Raw genomic sequence first — 18,184 nt, 5'->3', positions numbered from 1 at the left:
ATGACTCAGGCCGGGTACTCGCCGCGCTTCACCTGCGGCTTCGGCAGGCGCATCCAGCGCATCTGCACGGAGCGCATCGCGGCGTACCAGCCGAGGCCCTTCTCGCGCCGGTCCTTGCCGAACTTCTCGGCGGCCTTCTTCTTGACGGTGTTCGAGAGGATCACCATGTCGCCGACCGTGAAGAGCACGAACACCCAGAGGCCGATCATGCCGTAGTACTGGAACTGGATCGGCAGGAACATCGTGACGATCAGCACGACGATGAGGGCCGGCATGAGCAGCTCGCCGAGGTGCCAGCCGGCGTCGGTGTAGTCGCGCACCCAGCGGCGCTGCGGGCCCTTGTCGCGAGGCTGCAGGTAGCGCTCCTCGCCGTTGGCCATGCCGACGCGGGCGCGGTCCTGGCGCTCGCGCAGCTCGGCGCGGGCGCGCTTGCGCGCCTCCTTCGTGTTGGCGACGAGCGGGCGGCGGTTGGCGGCCTCGCGCTCGGCGCGGGACGGGGTGGGACGGCCCTTGCCGACGGTCGTCATCGACGCGTCGTCGCCGGCGGACGCGGGGGTGTTGGCCACGGGGAGCACCTCGGATCGTTCGGGGGCCGCGCGCGGAGGGGCACGGCATGCCGATCTAGGATACCCGCATGACCTCCACGCCCACCCCGGACCAGCAGCTCGTCGAATCGGCGGAAGGAGGGATCCCCGCGGCGCTCGCCGACCTCGGGCGCCTCGTGCGCATCCCCGGCATCGCGTGGCCCGCCTTCGATCAGGATCAGCTCGTGCGCAGCGCCGACGAGATCGCCCGGCTCGCGCGCGAGACCGGCGTCTTCGACGAGGTGCGCATCCACCGCGCGGCCATCCCCGGCACGGACGAGGTGGGCCAGCCCGGTGTGCTCGCCACGCGCGCGGCCCGCAACGGCCGCCCGACCGTCATGCTCTACGCCCACCACGACGTGCAGCCCCCGGGAGACGACGCGCTCTGGGAGACGCCGCCGTTCGAGCCGACCGTGCGCGACGGCCGCCTCTACGGGCGCGGCGCCGCCGACGACAAGGCCGGGGTGATGGCGCACATCGCCTCGCTGCGCGCCCTGCGCGAGACCTACGGCGACGACCTCGACCTCGGGATCGTCCTCTACATCGAGGGCGAGGAGGAGTTCGGCTCGCGCTCGTTCACGCAGTTCCTCGAGGACAACGCCGAGGCGATGCGCTCGGACGTCATCGTCGTCGCCGACTCCGGCAACTGGGACTCCGAGACGCCGGCCGTCACGGTGTCGCTGCGCGGCAACGCGAAGTTCCACCTCACGGTGCGCACGCTCGATCACGCCTCGCACTCGGGCATGTTCGGGGGAGCGGTGCCCGACGCGATGCTCGCGACCATCAAGATGCTCTCCTCCCTGTGGGACGAGAACGGCGCGGTGGCGGTCGAGGGCCTCACGGCGCGCGATGCCGAGACACCCGAGTACGGCGAGGACACGTTGCGCGAGGAGACGGGGCTGCTCGAGGGCGTGCGCCCGATCGGCGACGGCACGATCCTGTCGCGCATCTGGAACAAGCCGTCGATCACGGTCACCGGCATCGACCACACGAGCGTCGCCGCCGCGTCGAACACGCTCTCGCCCGAGGTGACCGTGGTCGTGAGCGCCCGCGTGGCGCCGGGACAGGACGCGCGGGCCGCCTACGAGGCCATCAAGGCGCACCTCGAGGCGCACAACGCCTTCGGCGCGCAGCTCACCTTCGGCGAGGTCGACTGCGGCGACGGCTTCCTCGTCGACACGAGCGGATGGGCCGTGCAGGCGGCGCGCGACGCGATGCGCGACGGCTACGGCAAGGATCCCGTGGACTACGGCGTGGGCGGATCGATCCCGTTCATCGCCGATCTCGTGCAGCGCTACCCGGGCGCGCAGATCCTCGTGACGGGCGTGGAGGACCCGCACTCGCGCGCGCACAGCCCGAACGAGTCGCTGCACCTCGACACGTTCCGACACGCCGTGATCAGCGAGACGCTGCTGCTCGGGCGCATGAACGCCCGCGAGGCCTGAGCCGCCGAGCAAGACGGCGGCCGCGCGGCGCCATCCGCCGCCGCCGCGGTTAGAATCGAACAAGCTCGCCCCGTGCCGTCCGTCGGCGGGGCCCGATAGGAGGAGAGCGTCATGACCGACACGACCCTGACCGCCGACACCGCCGCCCCCGCCCACGGCGTGGGCCTCACCGAGGCGGCCGCCGCCAAGGTGAAGAGCCTGCTCGAGCAGGAGGGCCGCGACGACCTGCGCCTGCGCGTCGCCGTGCAGCCCGGCGGCTGCTCCGGCCTCATCTACCAGCTCTACTTCGACGAGCGCTACCTCGAGGGCGACGAGACCGTCGACTTCGACGGCGTCGAGGTGATCGTCGACAACATGTCGGTGCCGTACCTCGACGGCGCGAAGATCGACTTCAAGGACACGATCTCGGAGCAGGGGTTCACGATCGACAACCCCAACGCCTCGGGCTCCTGCGCCTGCGGCGACAGCTTCCACTGATCCGCCCTGCGAACGGCCCCGCCACCACCGCTGCGGGGCCGTTCGGCGTACCCGCAGCACGCCACGCGCGAGGGCGCCCCGCTGGGAGTGTGGCCGGAATCCCGTGTGCGCTTGCCCTAGACTGGCAGGTGCCCCATCCACGTTCGAAAGGTGAATTCGTGCCCTCGAAACGCCGCATCCGCTGGGCAGCGATCCCCGTCGCCGCAGCCACCGTCGCCACGCTCGCCGCGTGCTCGCCCACGGAGCTGCACGGCTACCTCCCCGGCTTCGTGGAGGACGGGCCTGCCACCACCAACCAGACCGAGGGAATCGCCTCGCTCTGGGTCGGGTCGTGGATCGCCGCGCTCGTCGTGGGCCTCATCACCTGGGGCCTCATGCTCTGGGCGATGATCGTCTACCGCCGACGCAAGGGCCAGACGGGCCTGCCGGTGCAGCTGCGGTACAACATGCCGATCGAGATCTTCTTCACGACGGTGCCGCTCATCCTGGTGCTCGGCCTGTTCGCCTTCACGGCGCGCGAGCAGACCAAGGTCGAGACGCCCTGGGCCGAGGACGAGGTCGACGTGGAGATCACCGCGATCGCCAAGCAGTGGGCGTGGGACTTCCAGTACGACGGCGACGAGGAGGACAACTCCGACGCCGTGTGGACGATGGGCATCCAGGCGCAGCCCGACGCGAACGGCAACATCGATCAGGAGCAGCTGCCGACGCTCGTGCTGCCGGTCGACAAGAAGGTGACGATCGACCTCGAGTCGCGTGATGTCATCCACTCGTTCTGGATCATCGACTTCCTGTACAAGAAGGACATGTACATCGGCCACGACAACTCGTGGTCCTTCATTCCCACCCGCGAGGGCACGTACGCCGGCAAGTGCGCCGAGCTGTGCGGCGAGTACCACTCGATGATGCTGTTCAACGTCGAGGTCGTGAGCGAGGCCGAGTACGAGGCGTACCTCGACGAGCTCGAGGCCAAGGGCCAGACCGGCGACATCAACGAGGCGTACGACCGCCTGGGCAACGCGCCGGGCACCGGCGCGCAGAGCGACGACGAGGAAGAGAGCCACTGAGCACCATGGCGACGAGCACCCTTCAGGAGCAGACTCCCGTCCTGCCGGCCCGACAGGCCGCCCTGCTCAGCGGATCCCGCGTCGAGCAGAAGGGCAACATCGTGGTCAAGTGGATCACCTCCACCGACCACAAGACGATCGGGTACATGTACCTCATCGCGTCGATGCTGTTCTTCTGCCTCGGCGGCGTCATGGCACTGCTGATCCGCGCCGAGCTGTTCGCGCCGGGCATGCAGATCATCCCGACCAAGGAGCAGTACAACCAGCTGTTCACGATGCACGGCACCGTGATGCTGCTGATGTTCGCGACGCCGCTGTTCGCGGGCTTCGCCAACGTCATCCTGCCGCTGCAGATCGGCGCGCCCGACGTGGCGTTCCCGCGCCTGAACGCCTTCGCCTTCTGGCTGTTCGCGTTCGGCTCGCTCATCGCCGTGGCCGGCTTCCTCACCCCGCAGGGCGCCGCGTCGTTCGGCTGGTTCGCGTATCAGCCGCTCGCCAATGCGTCGTTCACACCAGGGTTCGGCGGCAACATGTGGATGCTGGGCCTCGGCATCTCGGGCTTCGGAACCATCTTCGGCGCGGTGAATTTCATCACGACGATCATCACGATGCGTGCGCCCGGCATGACGATGTGGCGCATGCCGATCTTCACGTGGAACACGCTCATCACGAGCCTGCTCATCCTCATCGCGTTCCCCGTGCTCGCCGCCGCGATCCTCGCGGCCGCCGCCGACCGCGTCCTCGGCGCGCACATCTACGACCCGGCCAACGGCGGCGTGCTGCTGTGGCAGCACCTGTTCTGGTTCTTCGGCCACCCCGAGGTGTACATCATCGCGCTGCCGTTCTTCGGCATCGTGTCGGAGATCTTCCCGGTCTTCAGCCGCAAACCGATCTTCGGCTACAAGACGCTCGTGTACGCGACCATCGCGATCGCCGCGCTGTCGGTGTCGGTCTGGGCGCACCACATGTACGTCACGGGCGCGGTGCTGCTGCCGTTCTTCGCGCTCATGACGATGCTCATCGCGGTGCCGACGGGCGTGAAGATCTTCAACTGGATCGGCACGATGTGGCGCGGCTCGATCACGTTCGAGACGCCCATGGTGTTCGCGCTCGGCTTCCTCGTGTCGTTCGTCTTCGGCGGTCTGACCGGCGTCATCCTCGCCTCGCCGCCGCTGGACTTCCAGCTGTCCGACTCGTACTTCGTGGTGGCGCACTTCCACTACGTGGTGTTCGGCACGGTCGTGTTCGCGATGTTCGCCGGGTTCTACTTCTGGTGGCCGAAGTGGACGGGTCGCATGCTGAACGAGCGGCTCGGCTACGTGCACTTCTGGATGCTGTTCATCGGCTTCCACATGACCTTCCTCATCCAGCACTGGCTGGGCGTGGACGGCATGGTGCGCCGCTACGCCGACTACTCGGAGGCCGACGGCTGGACCTGGCAGAACCAGCTGTCCACCATCGGTGCGGTCATCCTGGGCGCCTCGCTCATCCCGTTCTTCCTGAACGTGTGGATCACCGCCCGCAAGGCGCCGAAGGTCACGGTCAACGACCCGTGGGGCTACGGCGGATCGCTCGAATGGGCCACCAGCTGCCCGCCGCCGCGCCACAACTTCACGTCGATCCCGCGCATCCGCAGCGAGCGCCCCGCGTTCGACCTGAACCACGGCGAGGCGCCCGTCCCGGTGGGCGTGGGCCCGGCGAAGGACGCGCCCGACGCGCCCACGGTGGATCTGTCCGACGGAGAGGTGAAGTAAGGCCATGCGCTCCAACGTCGTCATCTGGTGGCTGCTGACAGCCTTCTTCGCCCTCGCGTTCTCGGTCTACGCGATCTGGGACCTGCTCGACAACCCGCGCGGCCTGCCCTGGTACCAGGCGGTGGACTGGACGGGCGGCACGGCGCTGCTGTTCTCGGCGTTCATGTCGGCGCTCGTCGCCTTCTACGTGCAGCTCGTGCACCGCGGCCAGAAGGGCGTGGAGCTGCCGGAGGACCGCCTCGACGCCGACATCGACGACGGCGAGACCGAGCTGGGCGAGTTCAGCCCGTGGTCGTGGTGGCCCATCATGCTCGCGGGCGCCGCGGCGCTCGGCGCGCTGTCGCTCGCGGTCGGCATCTTCCTGCTGCCGTTCGCGGTCGCGCTGCTGGCCGTCTCGATCGTCGGCTGGGTGTACGAGTACTACCGCGGCAACTTCGCCCGCTGACGCGCAACGCAGCCTCGCACGAGGGCCCGGATCCACACGGATCCGGGCCCTCGGCGTTCCGACCCGGTGTCGGTGCTCAGGCGACGGGGACGTCGGCCCGCGCGTCGGTGAACGCCTGCCGGGGCACGAGGAGCAGCGCGCCGGCCGCCGCGAGGGCGGTCACGCCGCACACGAGCCACACGGTCACATAGCCGGCGAACGAACCGGCCGTGCCCCCGGCGGCGCCGGTGGCTCCGTTCAGCAGCGCGATGCCGAAGACGCACGAGGCCACGGCGCCGCCGACGGTCTTGACGGAATTGGTCAGTCCCGTCGCGACGCCGGTCTGCGTGTGCGGTGCGGCGGCCGCCGCCGCGGCGGGCAGTGCCGCGACGAGGGCGCCCGAGCCGAGGCCCACCAGGAGCATGTTGGCCGTGACCTGCAGGTACGTGGCGTGGGAGGGCAGGAACAGCAGGAAGCCGACGCCCACGCACAGTGCCGCCAGCACGAGGGCGGTGCGCGGCGTGATGAGGCGCGCGACCAGCGGGTAGGTCAGCGCGCCCATGATCATGGCGATCAGGTAGAACCCGATCAGCAGCGAGGTCGTGAATCCGGCGGTGCCGAGCCCGTAGCCGTAGACCTCCGGATCGGTCCGCGCGAAGGTCGACAGGGGCGCCTGGGCGCCGAGCACGCTCACGCCGAACAGGCCGGCGGTGAGGAAGACCGGCCACAGGGCGGGGTCGCGGAACATGCGCACGTCGATCAGCGGGTCGTCCTGGCGCAGCTCCCACCGCGCGAACGGCACGAGCAGCAGGGCGCCGACGGCCAGCACGCCCCAGGCGAGGGCGTCGCCCACGCCGCCCAGCCGCAGCAGACTCAGCCCGCCCGTGATCGCGAGGAGGGCGAGCGAGACGAGCACGAGGCCGGTGGTGTCGAAGCGCCCGCCGGCCGGGTACGGCGATTCCGTGACGCCGAAGAGGATGACGAAGAAGCACGCCACGACGGCGACGGCGGGGACGAGCAGCACGATCCACAGCGGGATCGCGTCGACGAGCGCGCCGCCCGCGAGCGCGCCGACGATGGCGCCGCCCTCGAGCGCGGCCACGAGGATGCCGGCCGCCCGCGCCGTGAGCACGGACGCGGATCCCTCGCCCGTGCGCGCCACGACCGCTCGCGCCCGCGACCAGATGAGCGCCACCTCGAGCGGCAGCCACACCACGTAGAAGCCCTGCAGGGCCCACGCGACGAGGAACACGCCGAACGCGTCGGTGAACGGCAGCGCGAGCGAGGCGGCGGCGGTCAGCGCCGTCGAGATGAGCAGCATGCGCTTGTGCCCGATCATGTCGCCGAGCTTCGCGAACGCGGGCACCACGAGCGCCGAGAGCATGAGCTGCGAGCCCTCGAGCCAGTTCACGTCGGCGTCGTGCACGCCCAGGTGCCGCGCGATGTCCGTGAGCATGGGCGTGTAGTAGCCCTGGATGATGCCGCTCGTGAACTCCACGAACGCGAGGAAGCCGACGATGCCGACGAGCGGTCCCAGCCGCGTGCGGGCGGCGCTCACGACAGCCCCCGGATGAGGGCGACGTGGAAGTCGCGGCCGCGCTCGAGCGAGGCGATCTCGACGTGCTCGTCGGGGCCGTGGATCGAGGCCCGCTGGGTCGCCGACATCTCCAGCGGCGCGAAGCGGTACACCGCCGGCCAGCGCCGGTGGAAGTGACGGGCGTCGCTGGCCTGCATCATGAGGTACGGCACGACGAGAGCGTCGGGGAACGCCGCTTCGGCGGCGGCGCGCAGCGCGTCGAAGGCGGGACCGTCGGCGGGGGACTCGGGCGACGGGTCGCTGCCGTCCACCAGCTCGACCGTCACGCGGGGATCGCGGATCCGACGGCGCACGCGCCCGATGACGGAGCCGACCGTGTCGCCGGGAACGAGGCGCAGGTTGAACGTGGCGGTCGCCTCGGCGGGCAGCACGTTGTCGGCGCTGCCGCCGGACTGCCTGGTCGCGGCGATCGTCGTGCGCACGAGCGCCGCCGGCTCGGCGCCCATGCGGGCGAGGACCGGGCCGGCCAGGCGCGGGAACCGGGCCAGCAGGCGCACGCCGAGCCCGGCAGGACCGGTCGCGCGGGCGCCGAGCACGCCGAGCATGCGCGCGACGGTCGCCGGCGCGCGGGGCGGGAAGGTCGCCGCGTCGAGGCGCTCGACCGCGCGCGCCAGGCGCGAGATCGCGGTGTCGCCGCGCGGGGCCGACGCGTGCCCGCCGTCGCCCCGCACCCGCAGGCGCAGCGTCACGATGCCCTTCTCGCCGAGGCCGATCATGGCCGCTCGCCCCGGCACGAAGGGCAGCGGCGCGTCGACGACGGCGCCGCCCTCGTCGAGCACGAGCCACGGGGCGACGCCGCGCTCGGCCAGCGTGCGCGCGATCTCCTCGGCCGCGCCGCCGAAGACCTCCTCGTCGCCGCCGAACGACAGATAGACGTCGCGGGCGGGGGAGAAGCCCGCCGCCAGCAGGTGCTCGACCGCCTCGAGGACGACGAGCAGCGGGCCCTTGTCGTCCAGCGCGCCGCGGCCCCACACCCGTCCGTCGGCGACGCGGCCCTCGAACGGCGGCACGCTCCATCCCTCGCCCTCTCGGGCGGGAACGACGTCGACGTGCGCCATGAGCACGAGCGGATCGCGATCGCTCGCGCCGCGCCACCGGTACAGCAGCCCGAGCTCGCCGATCCGCTCGCGCTCGAGGCGCGTGTGCGCGAGCGGGTAGAGCTCCTCCAGCAGCGACGCGAACTCCTCGAAGCGGGAGCGTCCGCGGTCGGCGTGATCCGCGCTGACGGTGGGGATGCGGATCATCCGCGCCAGCCGATCGGCGATCGGCGAGGCGCCGCCGATCCCGCTCATGACCGCGCCGAGAATCGACCCTCGACGGTGGCCGAGACGACGATGTCCTCGGGCTCCAGCTCGACCGGCGGGGGAGCAGCGGCCGCGGCGCCGCGCGCCATCATCGCGCTCGCGAAGGGCTGCGGCGCGTCGCGCGAGAGCATGTCGTTGTCGGCGATCTCGACCGGGGTCACCTCGCCGTACCCGAGGGCGTCGGCATACGCCCTCGCCCGCTCGAGGGCGACGCCCACGGCCTCGGCCGCCGTCTCCCGCTCGACGCGCGAGCGCGTGTCGTCGGCGAGCCGCCAGCTGACCCCGTCGACCTGGATCTCGTCCATCTCGGCGAGCTCGCCGATCCAGCCCGAGAGCTCGGCGAAGTCGTCGAACGTCGCGCGGAACGCCACCGTGCCGTGGTGGACGGGGGGAAGCTGCCTGCCGTCCTTGTTCCACGGTCGGTTCGACCAGAAGTACGCGCGCTCGCTCGACCAGCGGACGAGCCGCTCGCCCTCCTCCAGCGAGGTCAGGCGAGTGCGCACGACGTCGGAGGACTGCGCCACCCGACGGGTGACCGTCGCGCGGTCCGCCCCGTCGGCGCGCACCTGCACGCTCACCACCGCGAGCTCCGGCGTGACCCGGCGCTGGGCCGTGCCCCGCACCGAGATGATGACATCGCCCACGTCGGGCTCCCTTCGTCGCGTGCCGCTGGGCCGAGGGTATCGCAGGGCCCCGGCGATCCCGCGCACCGGCGTGCGATCGCCCTCCGGTGTCCAGGGACCCGATCCGGAATACGTCGGAATGGCGCGGTGGCGCGATGCGTTGTAGTCTGTGATGCTCGGATGTATCCGAGACCCGGCTCGCCGGGGCACACGCGCCGAGAGGCGCCGGCAGCGCACCTCGGTGCGGTGACAACTCCACAGCGTGCGATATGCGGTTCCCTTCGCGAGAAGGATCCACGGGGCTGATCGGTTTCGACAGTGCTTGTGAATCTGCGAGAAGCGGGCCGAGGATGCAGGGTTATCTCGTAAACGCCCCCTGCAAAAACAATAAGTGCCAACGCTAAGCGCACTGACTTCGCCCTCGCTGCCTAAGCGAGCCCGATAGTCCGTCAGACCGTGGGTGATCCCGACACGGATTCTGGCGTCATCTAGGGATCTTGCTGCGTGACGGTGTCGGGACGTCACGCGGGACTCTTCCTCGACTGGGCTCGTCGACCTATGTGTCTGTGCTGAAGGTCGGAGCCGAGCAGAACGCCTCCACAGACTGCGCCCGGAGAAGCCCCAGAGACTCAGCGCTGGACGGGGGTTCGATTCCCCCCAGCTCCACAGACCGCATCGCACCTGTGTCATCGAAGAGACCGCCCTCCGGGGCGGTCTCTTCGTCGTTTCAGGCCCGCCAGGCCGGCCGGTGCGCACGGTCCCAGGCGCGGCGATTGCGCACGCCGGTCACGATCATCACGATGCCGGCGACGAGCACGGCCACCCCGATGATCGGGAAGACGACCAGCGCGGCGCCGTTCTGCGCCACGAACGCGTCCCAGCCGCCACCGCCGAACACGAAGATCACGAACGGCATGATGCCGACCGCGGGGGACAGGGGGCAGATCGCGAGGATGCCGAGCACGATCCGTGCCACTCCGGGCTTGCGGGGAGCGTCGAGTTCCATCGGTCTCACCCTTCCTGCGGTCGCGGGCCCAGATCGGGCGCGGGGAGGTCGAACACGTCGCGCAGGGCCAGGCGGGCGGCGTTCCAGCCGCTCATGCCGTGCACCCCTCCGCCCGGGGCGGTCGACGACGAGCACAGGTACAGGCCCGGCACGGGCGTGCGCCAGGGGGCGTAGCCGGCCACGGGGCGCGCGAGCGTCTGCAGCGTCGTCATGGCGCCGCCGCCGATGTCGCCGCCGACGAGGTTCGGATCGAGTGCCTCCAGGGCGCCGGGGCCGGTGGCGGTGCGCGCGAGGACGACGTCGCGGAAGCCGGGCGCGTGCTCCTCGATCGCGCGGTCGATGAGGGCGGCCCCGTCGCCGTCCCAGCCATGCGGCACGTGGGCATAGGCCCACGCCGTGTGGTGGCCGGCGGGCGCGCGCCCTGCATCGAACAGCGAGGGCTGGGAGAGCAGCACGAAGGGCCGCTCGGGCAGGCGGCCGGCCGCCACGGCGGCCTCGGCGCGCGCGATCTCGCGGAGCGTCCCGCCCAGATGCACGGTGCCGGCCCGCCGCACGGCGTCGTCGCGCCACGGGATCGGGGCGGACAGCGCGAAGTCCACCTTGTAGGCGGCGGCGCCGTGCCGCCAGCGGCGCAGTGCGCGCCCATAGCGAGCGGGCAGCCGGGGCGCGGCGACGCGCAGCACGTCGCGCGGCACGAGGTCGAGCAGGATCGCGCGGGCGGGCGGAAGGTCGCGCAGATCGTCGACCGGCGAGCCCGTGCGGATGACGCCGCCGTGCGCGAGCAGATCCGCGGCGAGGGCGTCGGCGATCGCCTGCGAGCCGCCGTGCGGGATCGGCCACCCCCGCGCATGCGCGTGCGCGGCGAGCGTGAGGCCGGCGCCGACCGACGCCAGTCGGGGGATCGGCGTGACGCCGTGCGCGAAGACCCCGGCGAGCAGGGCGGGCGCGGTCGCGCCGCGGAAGAGGGTGCCCGTCAGACCGAGCAGGTGGGGCGCGGCGGCCACGCCGAGCGCGGCGAAACCGCGCAGGGCGCCGAAGCGGGGCAGCAGCACGCCGCCGCTGGCCTCCGAGACCTCGTCGATCCGGTCCACGAGCGGGCCGAGCGTGCGACGCCACGCGCGGCCGTCGTTCCCGAGGGCGTCGACGGTCGCATCGAGCGAGCGGAAGGCCGCTCCCGTGCGTCCACCCGGCAGCGGGTGTGCGTACGAGACGTCCGGCACCGCGAACGCGACGCGCTCGGCCAGCCCGAACGCCCGGAAGAACGGCGAGCCCAGCGCCATCGGGTGCACGGCGGCGCCCATGTCGTGCCGGTAGCCGTCGGCCTCGCGGGTGCGGGCCGCGCCGCCCACCGCGTCGGCGCGCTCGTGCACCTCGACCGCGAGGCCCGCGCGCGCGAGCGTCACCGCGGCCGCGAGCCCGTTCGGGCCGGCCCCCACCACGATCGCGTCAGGCATCGCCTTCAGGATGGCATGCGGAGGGGGCCGGCGAGGTCACGTCGCGATCACTGCGGCAGGATCCAGATGAGCCCCTCGATCGTGGCGGTGGTCTCGGCGGTCATGATGTCGCCCCGGTCGCCCGCGGCCGACATCGTCACATCGGTCACGAGCGTGTACCGGTCGCCGTGCTGCAGCCGGTCGATGAACGTGCGCACGTCCGGCCCGCTGCCCGCGACATCGATCGAGACGGGCACCGAGAGCAGCACGCCCGCCTGCGCGCCGACGGCCGCGGCCGCGGCGTCCTCGGCCGAATCCGCGGCGTCGGCACCCGCCGATGCCTCGTCGCCCTCGCCGCCCGCGAGGGCCGCATCCCCGAAGGTGAGCCGGTTCAGCGCCACGCCGGCCCCGGACGTCATCGCCGTGGCGTCGAGCTGCTCGATGTACACGTCGTACTCGCTCGACGACGGCAGCTCTCGGCGGAGCTCGTCGAGATCCGCCTGATGCTCCTCGAGCGCGCTCTGCGTGCGCCGCAGCTCCGCCAGGCGCAGCGCGAGGGCCTTGTTCGTCTCGGCGATGCGCGCCTGCTCGGCGGCGGCCGCATCGGCCTGGTCGAGCATCGGCTTGATGCCGACGACGAAGCCCACCACGAGGATCGCGATCGCGAGGATCGCGCCGAGCAGGTAGGTCACCCGCACCCGGTCCATCATTCCGTGTCCTCCTCGGTGGTGTCGGCCCCGCTGTCGGTGTCGCCGCCCTCGGTCGATCCGGCCGGTTCGGCGGTCTCGGCGGGGTCGTCGGCGCCGACCACGTCGTCGCCCGCGGCGCGCAGGCGCTCCGGCCCGAGGTCGAACGTCAGCTCGACGCGGTAGCCGCCCCCGTCGAGGGGCTCGCTCGTGCGCGGCGCGGTGTACACGACGCCCTCGATCTGCGCGATGCGGCGCAGCCACTCGGCGATGTCGGGGGCCGACGACGTGTGCGCGACGACCTGGACGGTGGCCGCGCGCGCGCCGGCCTGCAGCACTCCCGTCGGCTCGGGGAGGTCCTCACCCGGAGTGGGCGCGTCGATCGTCAGCGAGGAGATGCCCGCGTCGGACGGAAGCGCCGCCTGCAGATCGGTCAGCAGCTGCGCCCAGAGGACGTCGGTCGCGGCCGCCTCCTCGAGGGCGTCCTCGGTCTTGTGGATATCGGCGAGCAACGTGTTCGCGTCGCCGAACTGCAGCTGCTGCTCGGTCAGGTCGGTCGTGAGCGCCTGGGAGCGGTCCCTGGCGGTCGTCTGGATGCCCGCCCACGCGGTCGCCCCTCCCACGCCCAGAGCCAGCAGCAGCGCTGCGCCGAGCACGACCACGAGCGCGCCGTCGCGCGCGCGGCGACCCTCACGCTGACGACGCAGCTCGGGCGGCAGCAGGTCGGCGCGCGGGACGGCGCCGATGACGAGCTGCCCGCGCCGCGGCTTGGTGGCCGGCGTCGTGCGCGCCGGCTTCGCCTTCGCCTTCGACTTCGGCGCCTTCGGCTTCGACTTCGGGGCCTTCGCCGTCGGCTTCGCGCCCGCCTTCCCGAGCGCCGTCGTGGGGGTCGCGTCGGGCTCCTCGAGCGTGAGGTCCGGCAGCAGGGCCGTGTCGGAGGAGGTGCGCCGTCGCCGGAGCGGGGCAGCGCCCGTGCCGGCGCGATCCGCATCGTCTCCGGACGCTCCCCGCGCGTCCGCCAGCTCGTCCACGCTCATGCGGCACCTCCCAGGGCCAGGCCGATCGCCACGCCGGGTGAGCCGTTGGCGATGGCATGCGGATCCACGTTCTTGCCCAGCCGCACGCCCGCGAGCGGGTCGGCGAGCGTCACGGGGCGGCGCGTGCGCGCCTGCAGCTGCTCGAGGGTGTGCGGCATGCGGCCACCGCGCCCCGCGAGCAGGATCTGCTCCGCGCCCGCATCGCCCATGCTGTTGGCGTAGTAGTCGAGGGTGTTGGCGATGCTGTTGATGAGCGACGCCGTCGCGTCGGCGAGCGCCTGCGCGTCGGCGAACGATCCGGATCGCACGGGGCCGGCCAGCTCCTCCTCGGGCAGGCCGGTGATCGTCGACAGGTTGCGCAGCATCTCGTCGATCCCGCTCGGGATGATGCGCAGGAACTGCGGGATCGAGTCGACGGCGATGAGCACGTTCGTCGCCGACGCGCCGATCTCGACGAGCGCGACCGTGCCCTCCGCATCGCGCAGGTGCGTGCGGGCCAGGGCGAACGCGACGAGGTCGACGGAGTCGGGCAGCAGGCGCGCGCGCCGCAGCGTGCGCACGTTGTCGTCGATCGCGTCGCGGGCCGCCGCGACGAGCAGCCCGCGCACCTTGCCCGGCTGCCCCTCGGGCCGCTCGATGGGGTAGAAGTCCATGAGCGCCTCGTCGGCGGGGAAGGGCAGCATCGCCTCGGCGTGGATCGGCAGCCCGGCCCGCACCATCTCGCGTGTGCCGTCGTCGACGGTGAGGGGGCGGGCGATGACGCGCTGGCTGCCGACTCCGAGCGCGACCGCGCGGGTGGAGAACCGCTGCGTCGCCCACAGGGTGCGCAGCGCATCCGCGACGGTGTTCGGCTCGATCACCTCGCCGTTCACCACCGCGCCGGTGGGCAGCGGCACCTCGCCGTAGCGCTCGACGCGCGGGCTGCCCTTGCCCACGCCCGACACCTCGGCGGCGCGCACCGATTCGCTGTCGAAGTCGACGCCGATCACTTTCGCCACGGTCGTTCCTTTCCGTTCATGCCAGTCCGAAGAGCCCGACGTACCAGTCCGCCACGGGCCGCCCGGCGAAGACGCCGATCCACGCGCCGGCGATCATCCACGGGCCGAAGGGGATGCCGCCGCCGCGATCCACGCGCCCGGCGGCCATCAGAGACAGCCCCACGACGGCGCCGAGGGCGAACGCCGAGATCGTGCCGACGGCGAGCGCGCCCCATCCCGACCAGCCGAGGAAGAGACCGAGTCCCAGCGCGAGCTTGACGTCGCCGCCGCCCATCGCGTCGGGCCGGATGAGCCACACGGCGCCGTACGCGACGAAGAGCGCGGCGGCGCCGAGCCCGGCGCGCCCCAGTGCCGCCCCGTCCCCGCTCAGCGCCGCGGCCGCGGTCAGCAGCACGGCGCCCGTCGCGGCGAGGGGCAGCACGAGGGCGTTCGGCAGGCGCGCGGTGTCGAGGTCGATGGCCGCCAGGGCCACGCCGAAGGCGGCGAGCGCGAGGAAGGCGACGAGCACGAGGGCCGCGGAGGCCGCCTCGGCCGCCGAGCCGGCGGCGAGGATCTCCGGGGTGAAGCGGAGCGCCACGGCGGCGAAGAGCGCGCCGGTGACGGCCTCGACCACGGGGTAGCGCGGCGAGATCGGCGCGCCGCAGTCGCGGCAGCGGCCGCGCAGCACGAGCCACGAGAGCACGGGCACGTTGTCGCGCGCGCGGATGCGGTGCCCGCACTGCGGGCACGCGCTCGGGGGCGAGACGATGGAGCGCCCCGCCGGCACGCGGTGCGCGACGACGTTGAGGAACGACCCGATCGCGAGGCCGAACGCCCCCACGCCCGCGGAGACGACCGGGAGCATCAGAACCACCTCTCGGCCGACTCGGACGTGTCCCGGTACGAGGTGAGCTCCGGCGGCGTCACCGTGGGGCCCGTGCTCGTGCCGTCGCCCAGGTCGACGCCCGGCAGGCCGGACGGGACGTACGTGAGGGTGGCATCACCGGCGACCGAGACGCCGGCGGCGAAGATCTGGCCGGTGATGCTCAGCCCCGACGCGACGCTGACATCACAGGGGGAGTACATCATCGTGGTCACGTTGGTGAACGTGAAGGAGCCACCCGCCGCGATCGTCTCCCCGCCGCACGTGGGGCGGCCGTCGGCCGTCTCATCGGCGTTGATCAGCCACACCCGGCGGTCGCCCGAAGCGGTGAAACCGGCGCTGCCGTCCAGCCTGAAGTTCTTCGCGTAGATCGCGAGGTCGGCGGGGAGGGAGATCACGTTGTCCGTGCCGCCGCCCAGGTTCACCCCCGAGGGGCAGTTGCGGGCGTCGAGGAGCGTGGGCAGGCCGCCACCGGCGGCGATGGCGGCGCGAAGTTCGGGGGCGCCGCAGGGCGCTGCAACCTCGACCTCGGTGAATCCGGACCAGAGCTCCGGGTCGTAGGGGAAGTCGATCCAGTCGGCGACCTCGGGCACGGGGCCGTGCGTGGGCTCGGGCGGCACATCGCTCGGAGGTCCGACGGTGTAACGCGCTGGATAGTTCTTGGCATCGCCCTTGATCTCGGCGGCGCGCAGCTCGCCCTTGATGAAGCTCTTGCGGCTCTTCGCACTCGAGTCCAGATTCGCCGTCCCGCTCACCCAGACGTTGCCGTCCGCCCCGTTGTCCTTCCCGATGCCGACGCCGAGGAAGTTCAGATCGTCACCCACGATGGCGTTCGTGTGAATGCGTCCCGTCCACCCTGTCGTGAGGTCGCCGCGGGCCCAAACGCTCCCGCTGATGGTGATGTCCTTCATCGTGACGTCGTTCGCGACGACGTTGCCGCCGACGCTGCCGTTCTCGAGGTGAGCGAAGTCGCTGACCCAGATGCTCCCGCCCACGCGGCCGCTGCCGGTGATCGTCACGTCGCGGGCCACGAGGTCGGCGCCGATGACGGCCCCGCCGCCGCTGACCGACACGGATCCCGAGACGAAGGCCCGGCCGGTCATCCCGCACCCGCCGGCGACGGTGAGATTTCCGTTGACGACCCAGCTGACGTCGCCCTGGGACCCGCCGTCGCACGTCACATCGCCCTCGTGCACGTGCACCTCGGGAAGGTGGCTCTCGGTGCCGCCGAGCGCCACGAGCTTGCCGGATCCGCCGAAGGCTGACCCGCTGTAGGCGTAGATGGCCGGGCCGCTCGGCACGAGCGTCGGGCCCGTCACCTCCACCGCGTAGCGCGCCTCGACCGTGCGGCCCCCGGTGCGCGCCTCGAAGTCGCGGGCGTCGGCGTAGCCGGTGGACACGATGCGGTAGGGCTCTCCCGCCGCGGGGCAGCCGGCCTGCTCGCCGCTCGCGGTCGTGCGCAGGATCACGGCGCGGTAGAACGGCTCGGTGTCGTTGGCGTCCGTCGCCGTCGTGCAGCCCGCGGCGAGGGCGTGCTGCGCCACGGCGACGCCGGCCTCGGCGGCGAAGCCGGCGGTGACGACGTCGCGCGTGTCGTCGGTGCGGCTCAGCGACGTCATCGTGGCGGCCGTGAGGGTGGCGGCGATCACGAGCGTGACCATCGCGATGCCGATGGCGGGGATGAGCGCGGAGCCGCGGGCGTCGCGGCGCAGGCGGCGCATCAGGCGGGTGGGTGTCAGGCGCATGGGTTGTCGCCCTTCTTCGCGAGACGCGGCGTGGCGTAGGTGTGGATGACGGTGGGATCGGACGTGCTGAACGCCGCGTTGCGGGCGGCGCCGACGCCGAAGCGCACGAGCACGCCCTGCTCGCCCGGCTTGCTCGCGAAATCGGGCACGAGGTCGCGGACCTCCGGTGGCGCGTCGCGGTCGACGAGGCTGAAGACGCCGAGGTCGCCGTCCGGCCGCACGTGGGTGGCGAGGGCGAACCAGTCGCCCAGGTCGGGGTTCTCGGCGGCGGGTTCGTCGATGGGGCTCGGCGACAGGCGGGCGTACAGCGTGGCGCCGGCGTCGGGCTCGTCGGCCGGATCGTCCCACACGAACCAGGCGCGGCACTCGCGGTCGCCCTCGGGGCCGGCGGCCGTCGCGAGGAAGTCGCCGGTGTCGGAGACGGTGATGTGGGTCGCGTCGCGCACGCTGCCCGAGATGGTGCGGGCGGCGTTCTGGCCCTCCATGACGGACTCGGAGGTGCCGGTAACGAGGGCGGAGCCGCGGTAAGCGCTGAGGAGCAGCGAGACGCCCGCGATCAGCACCATCCCCAGCACGACGCAGAAGACGAGCAGCTCCACGAGGGTGAAGCCGCGCTCGTCGCGGGGGAGGGGGCGGGTCACGGCGCCGCCCCCGTGCGGACGATGGCGGTGGCCGACGCGAGCACGCGCGGGGAGCCGTCGGGCCGGGGCGCGGTGGCCTCGACGCGCACGGTGAGGGTGGATGCCGGCTCGCACGCGATGGCGGCCGGATCGTTCGTGGGATCCGCGCCCTGCACGGCGCGCGTGAGCGTGATGACCGTGCCGCGGGAGTCCTCGACGGGCGGCGGCGTCTCGGCGAGCCAGGCGCGGATCTCGCTGCACGCGAGCTCGCGCGCGGAGACGGGGGAGAGCTGCTCGGACACGGCCTGGGTGGCGGTCGTGACGGCGTTGTACGAGGTGGCGGCCCTGAGGCTGACGTAGAGCGCGGGCGCGAACAGCATCGCGACGACGGCGAGAACCGTCATCGCGACGAGGGCCTCGGCAGCGCCGAAGCCGCGTTCGTCCTTGAGCACTCGGGACACCTGATTCCGTGTGAAGGGATGGAGCGGGGAGGGGTGGTGCCGGCGCCCGGGATGATCCGAG

Annotated in this window: 18 protein-coding genes and 1 other RNA gene; 6 read left to right on the top strand and 13 right to left on the bottom strand. The window is 72.3% G+C overall.

The features are described from left to right. Window positions 1-5: 5 nt before the first annotated feature. Entirely contained in the window at window positions 6-566 is a 561-nt protein-coding gene (locus tag ACWDR7_RS08790; protein WP_449854540.1) for a DUF3043 domain-containing protein, read from the bottom strand. A 68-nt stretch (window positions 567-634) separates the two neighbouring features. On the opposite strand from ACWDR7_RS08790, the gene ACWDR7_RS08785 reads away from it, so the two are divergent. From ACWDR7_RS08785 to ctaF, 5 genes are all read left to right on the top strand, one after another. Next, on the top strand, window positions 635-2,029 hold the full coding sequence (locus ACWDR7_RS08785; protein WP_449854539.1) for a M20/M25/M40 family metallo-hydrolase: 1,395 nt from the start codon (window positions 635-637) through the stop codon (window positions 2,027-2,029). Between the two features lie 111 nt (window positions 2,030-2,140). Next, entirely contained in the window at window positions 2,141-2,506 is a 366-nt protein-coding gene (gene erpA, locus ACWDR7_RS08780) for an iron-sulfur cluster insertion protein ErpA (protein ID WP_449854538.1), read from the top strand. A gap of 158 nt (window positions 2,507-2,664) precedes the next feature. Then, window positions 2,665-3,573, top strand: coding sequence for an aa3-type cytochrome oxidase subunit II (gene ctaC, locus ACWDR7_RS08775; RefSeq protein WP_449854537.1), 909 nt, complete (start codon window positions 2,665-2,667; stop codon window positions 3,571-3,573). Between the two features lie 5 nt (window positions 3,574-3,578). Next, entirely contained in the window at window positions 3,579-5,327 is a 1,749-nt protein-coding gene (ctaD, locus tag ACWDR7_RS08770) for an aa3-type cytochrome oxidase subunit I (protein ID WP_449854536.1), read from the top strand. Between the two features lie 4 nt (window positions 5,328-5,331). Continuing rightward, window positions 5,332-5,772 (top strand): aa3-type cytochrome oxidase subunit IV, encoded by a 441-nt coding sequence (gene ctaF, locus ACWDR7_RS08765; RefSeq protein ID WP_449854535.1) that lies wholly within the window; start codon window positions 5,332-5,334, stop codon window positions 5,770-5,772. A gap of 76 nt (window positions 5,773-5,848) precedes the next feature. Here ctaF and ACWDR7_RS08760 read toward each other — a convergent pair whose 3' ends face one another. The 3 genes from ACWDR7_RS08760 to ACWDR7_RS08750 are packed head-to-tail and all read right to left on the bottom strand — an operon-like array spanning window position 5,849 to window position 9,296. After that, on the bottom strand, window positions 5,849-7,309 hold the full coding sequence (locus tag ACWDR7_RS08760; protein ID WP_449854534.1) for an MFS transporter: 1,461 nt from the start codon (window positions 7,307-7,309) through the stop codon (window positions 5,849-5,851). Beyond that, the gene (locus tag ACWDR7_RS08755; RefSeq protein ID WP_449854533.1) at window positions 7,306-8,640 is read right to left on the bottom strand and encodes a M20/M25/M40 family metallo-hydrolase; all 1,335 of its coding nucleotides are present in this window, start codon (window positions 8,638-8,640) and stop codon (window positions 7,306-7,308) included. Before ACWDR7_RS08755 ends, ACWDR7_RS08760 begins: the two co-directional genes overlap by 4 nt. After that, a complete protein-coding gene (locus ACWDR7_RS08750; protein ID WP_449854532.1) occupies window positions 8,637-9,296 on the bottom strand; it encodes an SIMPL domain-containing protein in 660 nt (219 codons plus the stop codon). Before ACWDR7_RS08750 ends, ACWDR7_RS08755 begins: the two co-directional genes overlap by 4 nt. A gap of 277 nt (window positions 9,297-9,573) precedes the next feature. On the opposite strand from ACWDR7_RS08750, the gene ssrA reads away from it, so the two are divergent. Next, window positions 9,574-9,944: a transfer-messenger RNA gene (gene ssrA / locus ACWDR7_RS08745) on the top strand. Between the two features lie 58 nt (window positions 9,945-10,002). Here ssrA and ACWDR7_RS08740 read toward each other — a convergent pair. Genes ACWDR7_RS08740 through ACWDR7_RS08700 form a run of 9 tightly spaced genes read right to left on the bottom strand, consistent with a single transcriptional unit; the run spans window position 10,003 to window position 18,123 of the window. Beyond that, on the bottom strand, window positions 10,003-10,281 hold the full coding sequence (locus ACWDR7_RS08740) for a hypothetical protein (RefSeq protein ID WP_449854531.1): 279 nt from the start codon (window positions 10,279-10,281) through the stop codon (window positions 10,003-10,005). Window positions 10,282-10,286: 5 nt separating this feature from the next. Then, a complete protein-coding gene (locus tag ACWDR7_RS08735; RefSeq protein WP_449854530.1) occupies window positions 10,287-11,735 on the bottom strand; it encodes a phytoene desaturase family protein in 1,449 nt (482 codons plus the stop codon). A gap of 47 nt (window positions 11,736-11,782) precedes the next feature. After that, window positions 11,783-12,424, bottom strand: a complete 642-nt coding sequence (locus ACWDR7_RS08730) for a hypothetical protein (RefSeq protein WP_449854529.1) — start codon at window positions 12,422-12,424, stop codon at window positions 11,783-11,785. Continuing rightward, window positions 12,421-13,437 (bottom strand): hypothetical protein, encoded by a 1,017-nt coding sequence (locus tag ACWDR7_RS08725; protein WP_449854528.1) that lies wholly within the window; start codon window positions 13,435-13,437, stop codon window positions 12,421-12,423. The genes ACWDR7_RS08730 and ACWDR7_RS08725 overlap by 4 nt, the downstream gene beginning before the upstream one ends. Beyond that, window positions 13,434-14,435 carry a type IV pilus biogenesis protein PilM gene (gene pilM, locus ACWDR7_RS08720; RefSeq protein WP_449854527.1) on the bottom strand — a complete coding sequence of 334 codons (1,002 nt, stop codon included), beginning with the start codon at window positions 14,433-14,435 and terminating at the stop codon, window positions 13,434-13,436. The genes ACWDR7_RS08725 and pilM overlap by 4 nt, the downstream gene beginning before the upstream one ends. A gap of 16 nt (window positions 14,436-14,451) precedes the next feature. Beyond that, entirely contained in the window at window positions 14,452-15,279 is an 828-nt protein-coding gene (locus ACWDR7_RS08715; RefSeq protein ID WP_449854526.1) for a prepilin peptidase, read from the bottom strand. After that, window positions 15,279-17,042: a hypothetical protein gene (locus ACWDR7_RS08710; protein ID WP_449854525.1), complete on the bottom strand. Its 1,764-nt coding sequence runs from the start codon at window positions 17,040-17,042 to the stop codon at window positions 15,279-15,281. The genes ACWDR7_RS08715 and ACWDR7_RS08710 overlap by 1 nt, the downstream gene beginning before the upstream one ends. Then, window positions 17,033-17,683: a PilW family protein gene (locus tag ACWDR7_RS08705; protein ID WP_449854524.1), complete on the bottom strand. Its 651-nt coding sequence runs from the start codon at window positions 17,681-17,683 to the stop codon at window positions 17,033-17,035. The genes ACWDR7_RS08710 and ACWDR7_RS08705 overlap by 10 nt, the downstream gene beginning before the upstream one ends. Beyond that, window positions 17,680-18,123, bottom strand: coding sequence for a type IV pilus modification PilV family protein (locus ACWDR7_RS08700; RefSeq protein ID WP_449854523.1), 444 nt, complete (start codon window positions 18,121-18,123; stop codon window positions 17,680-17,682). Before ACWDR7_RS08700 ends, ACWDR7_RS08705 begins: the two co-directional genes overlap by 4 nt. Between the last annotated feature and the right edge of the window lie 61 nt (window positions 18,124-18,184).

Source organism: Microbacterium sp. NPDC003461, assembly GCF_053588335.1.
This window is presented reverse-complemented; position numbering and strand designations above follow the sequence as displayed.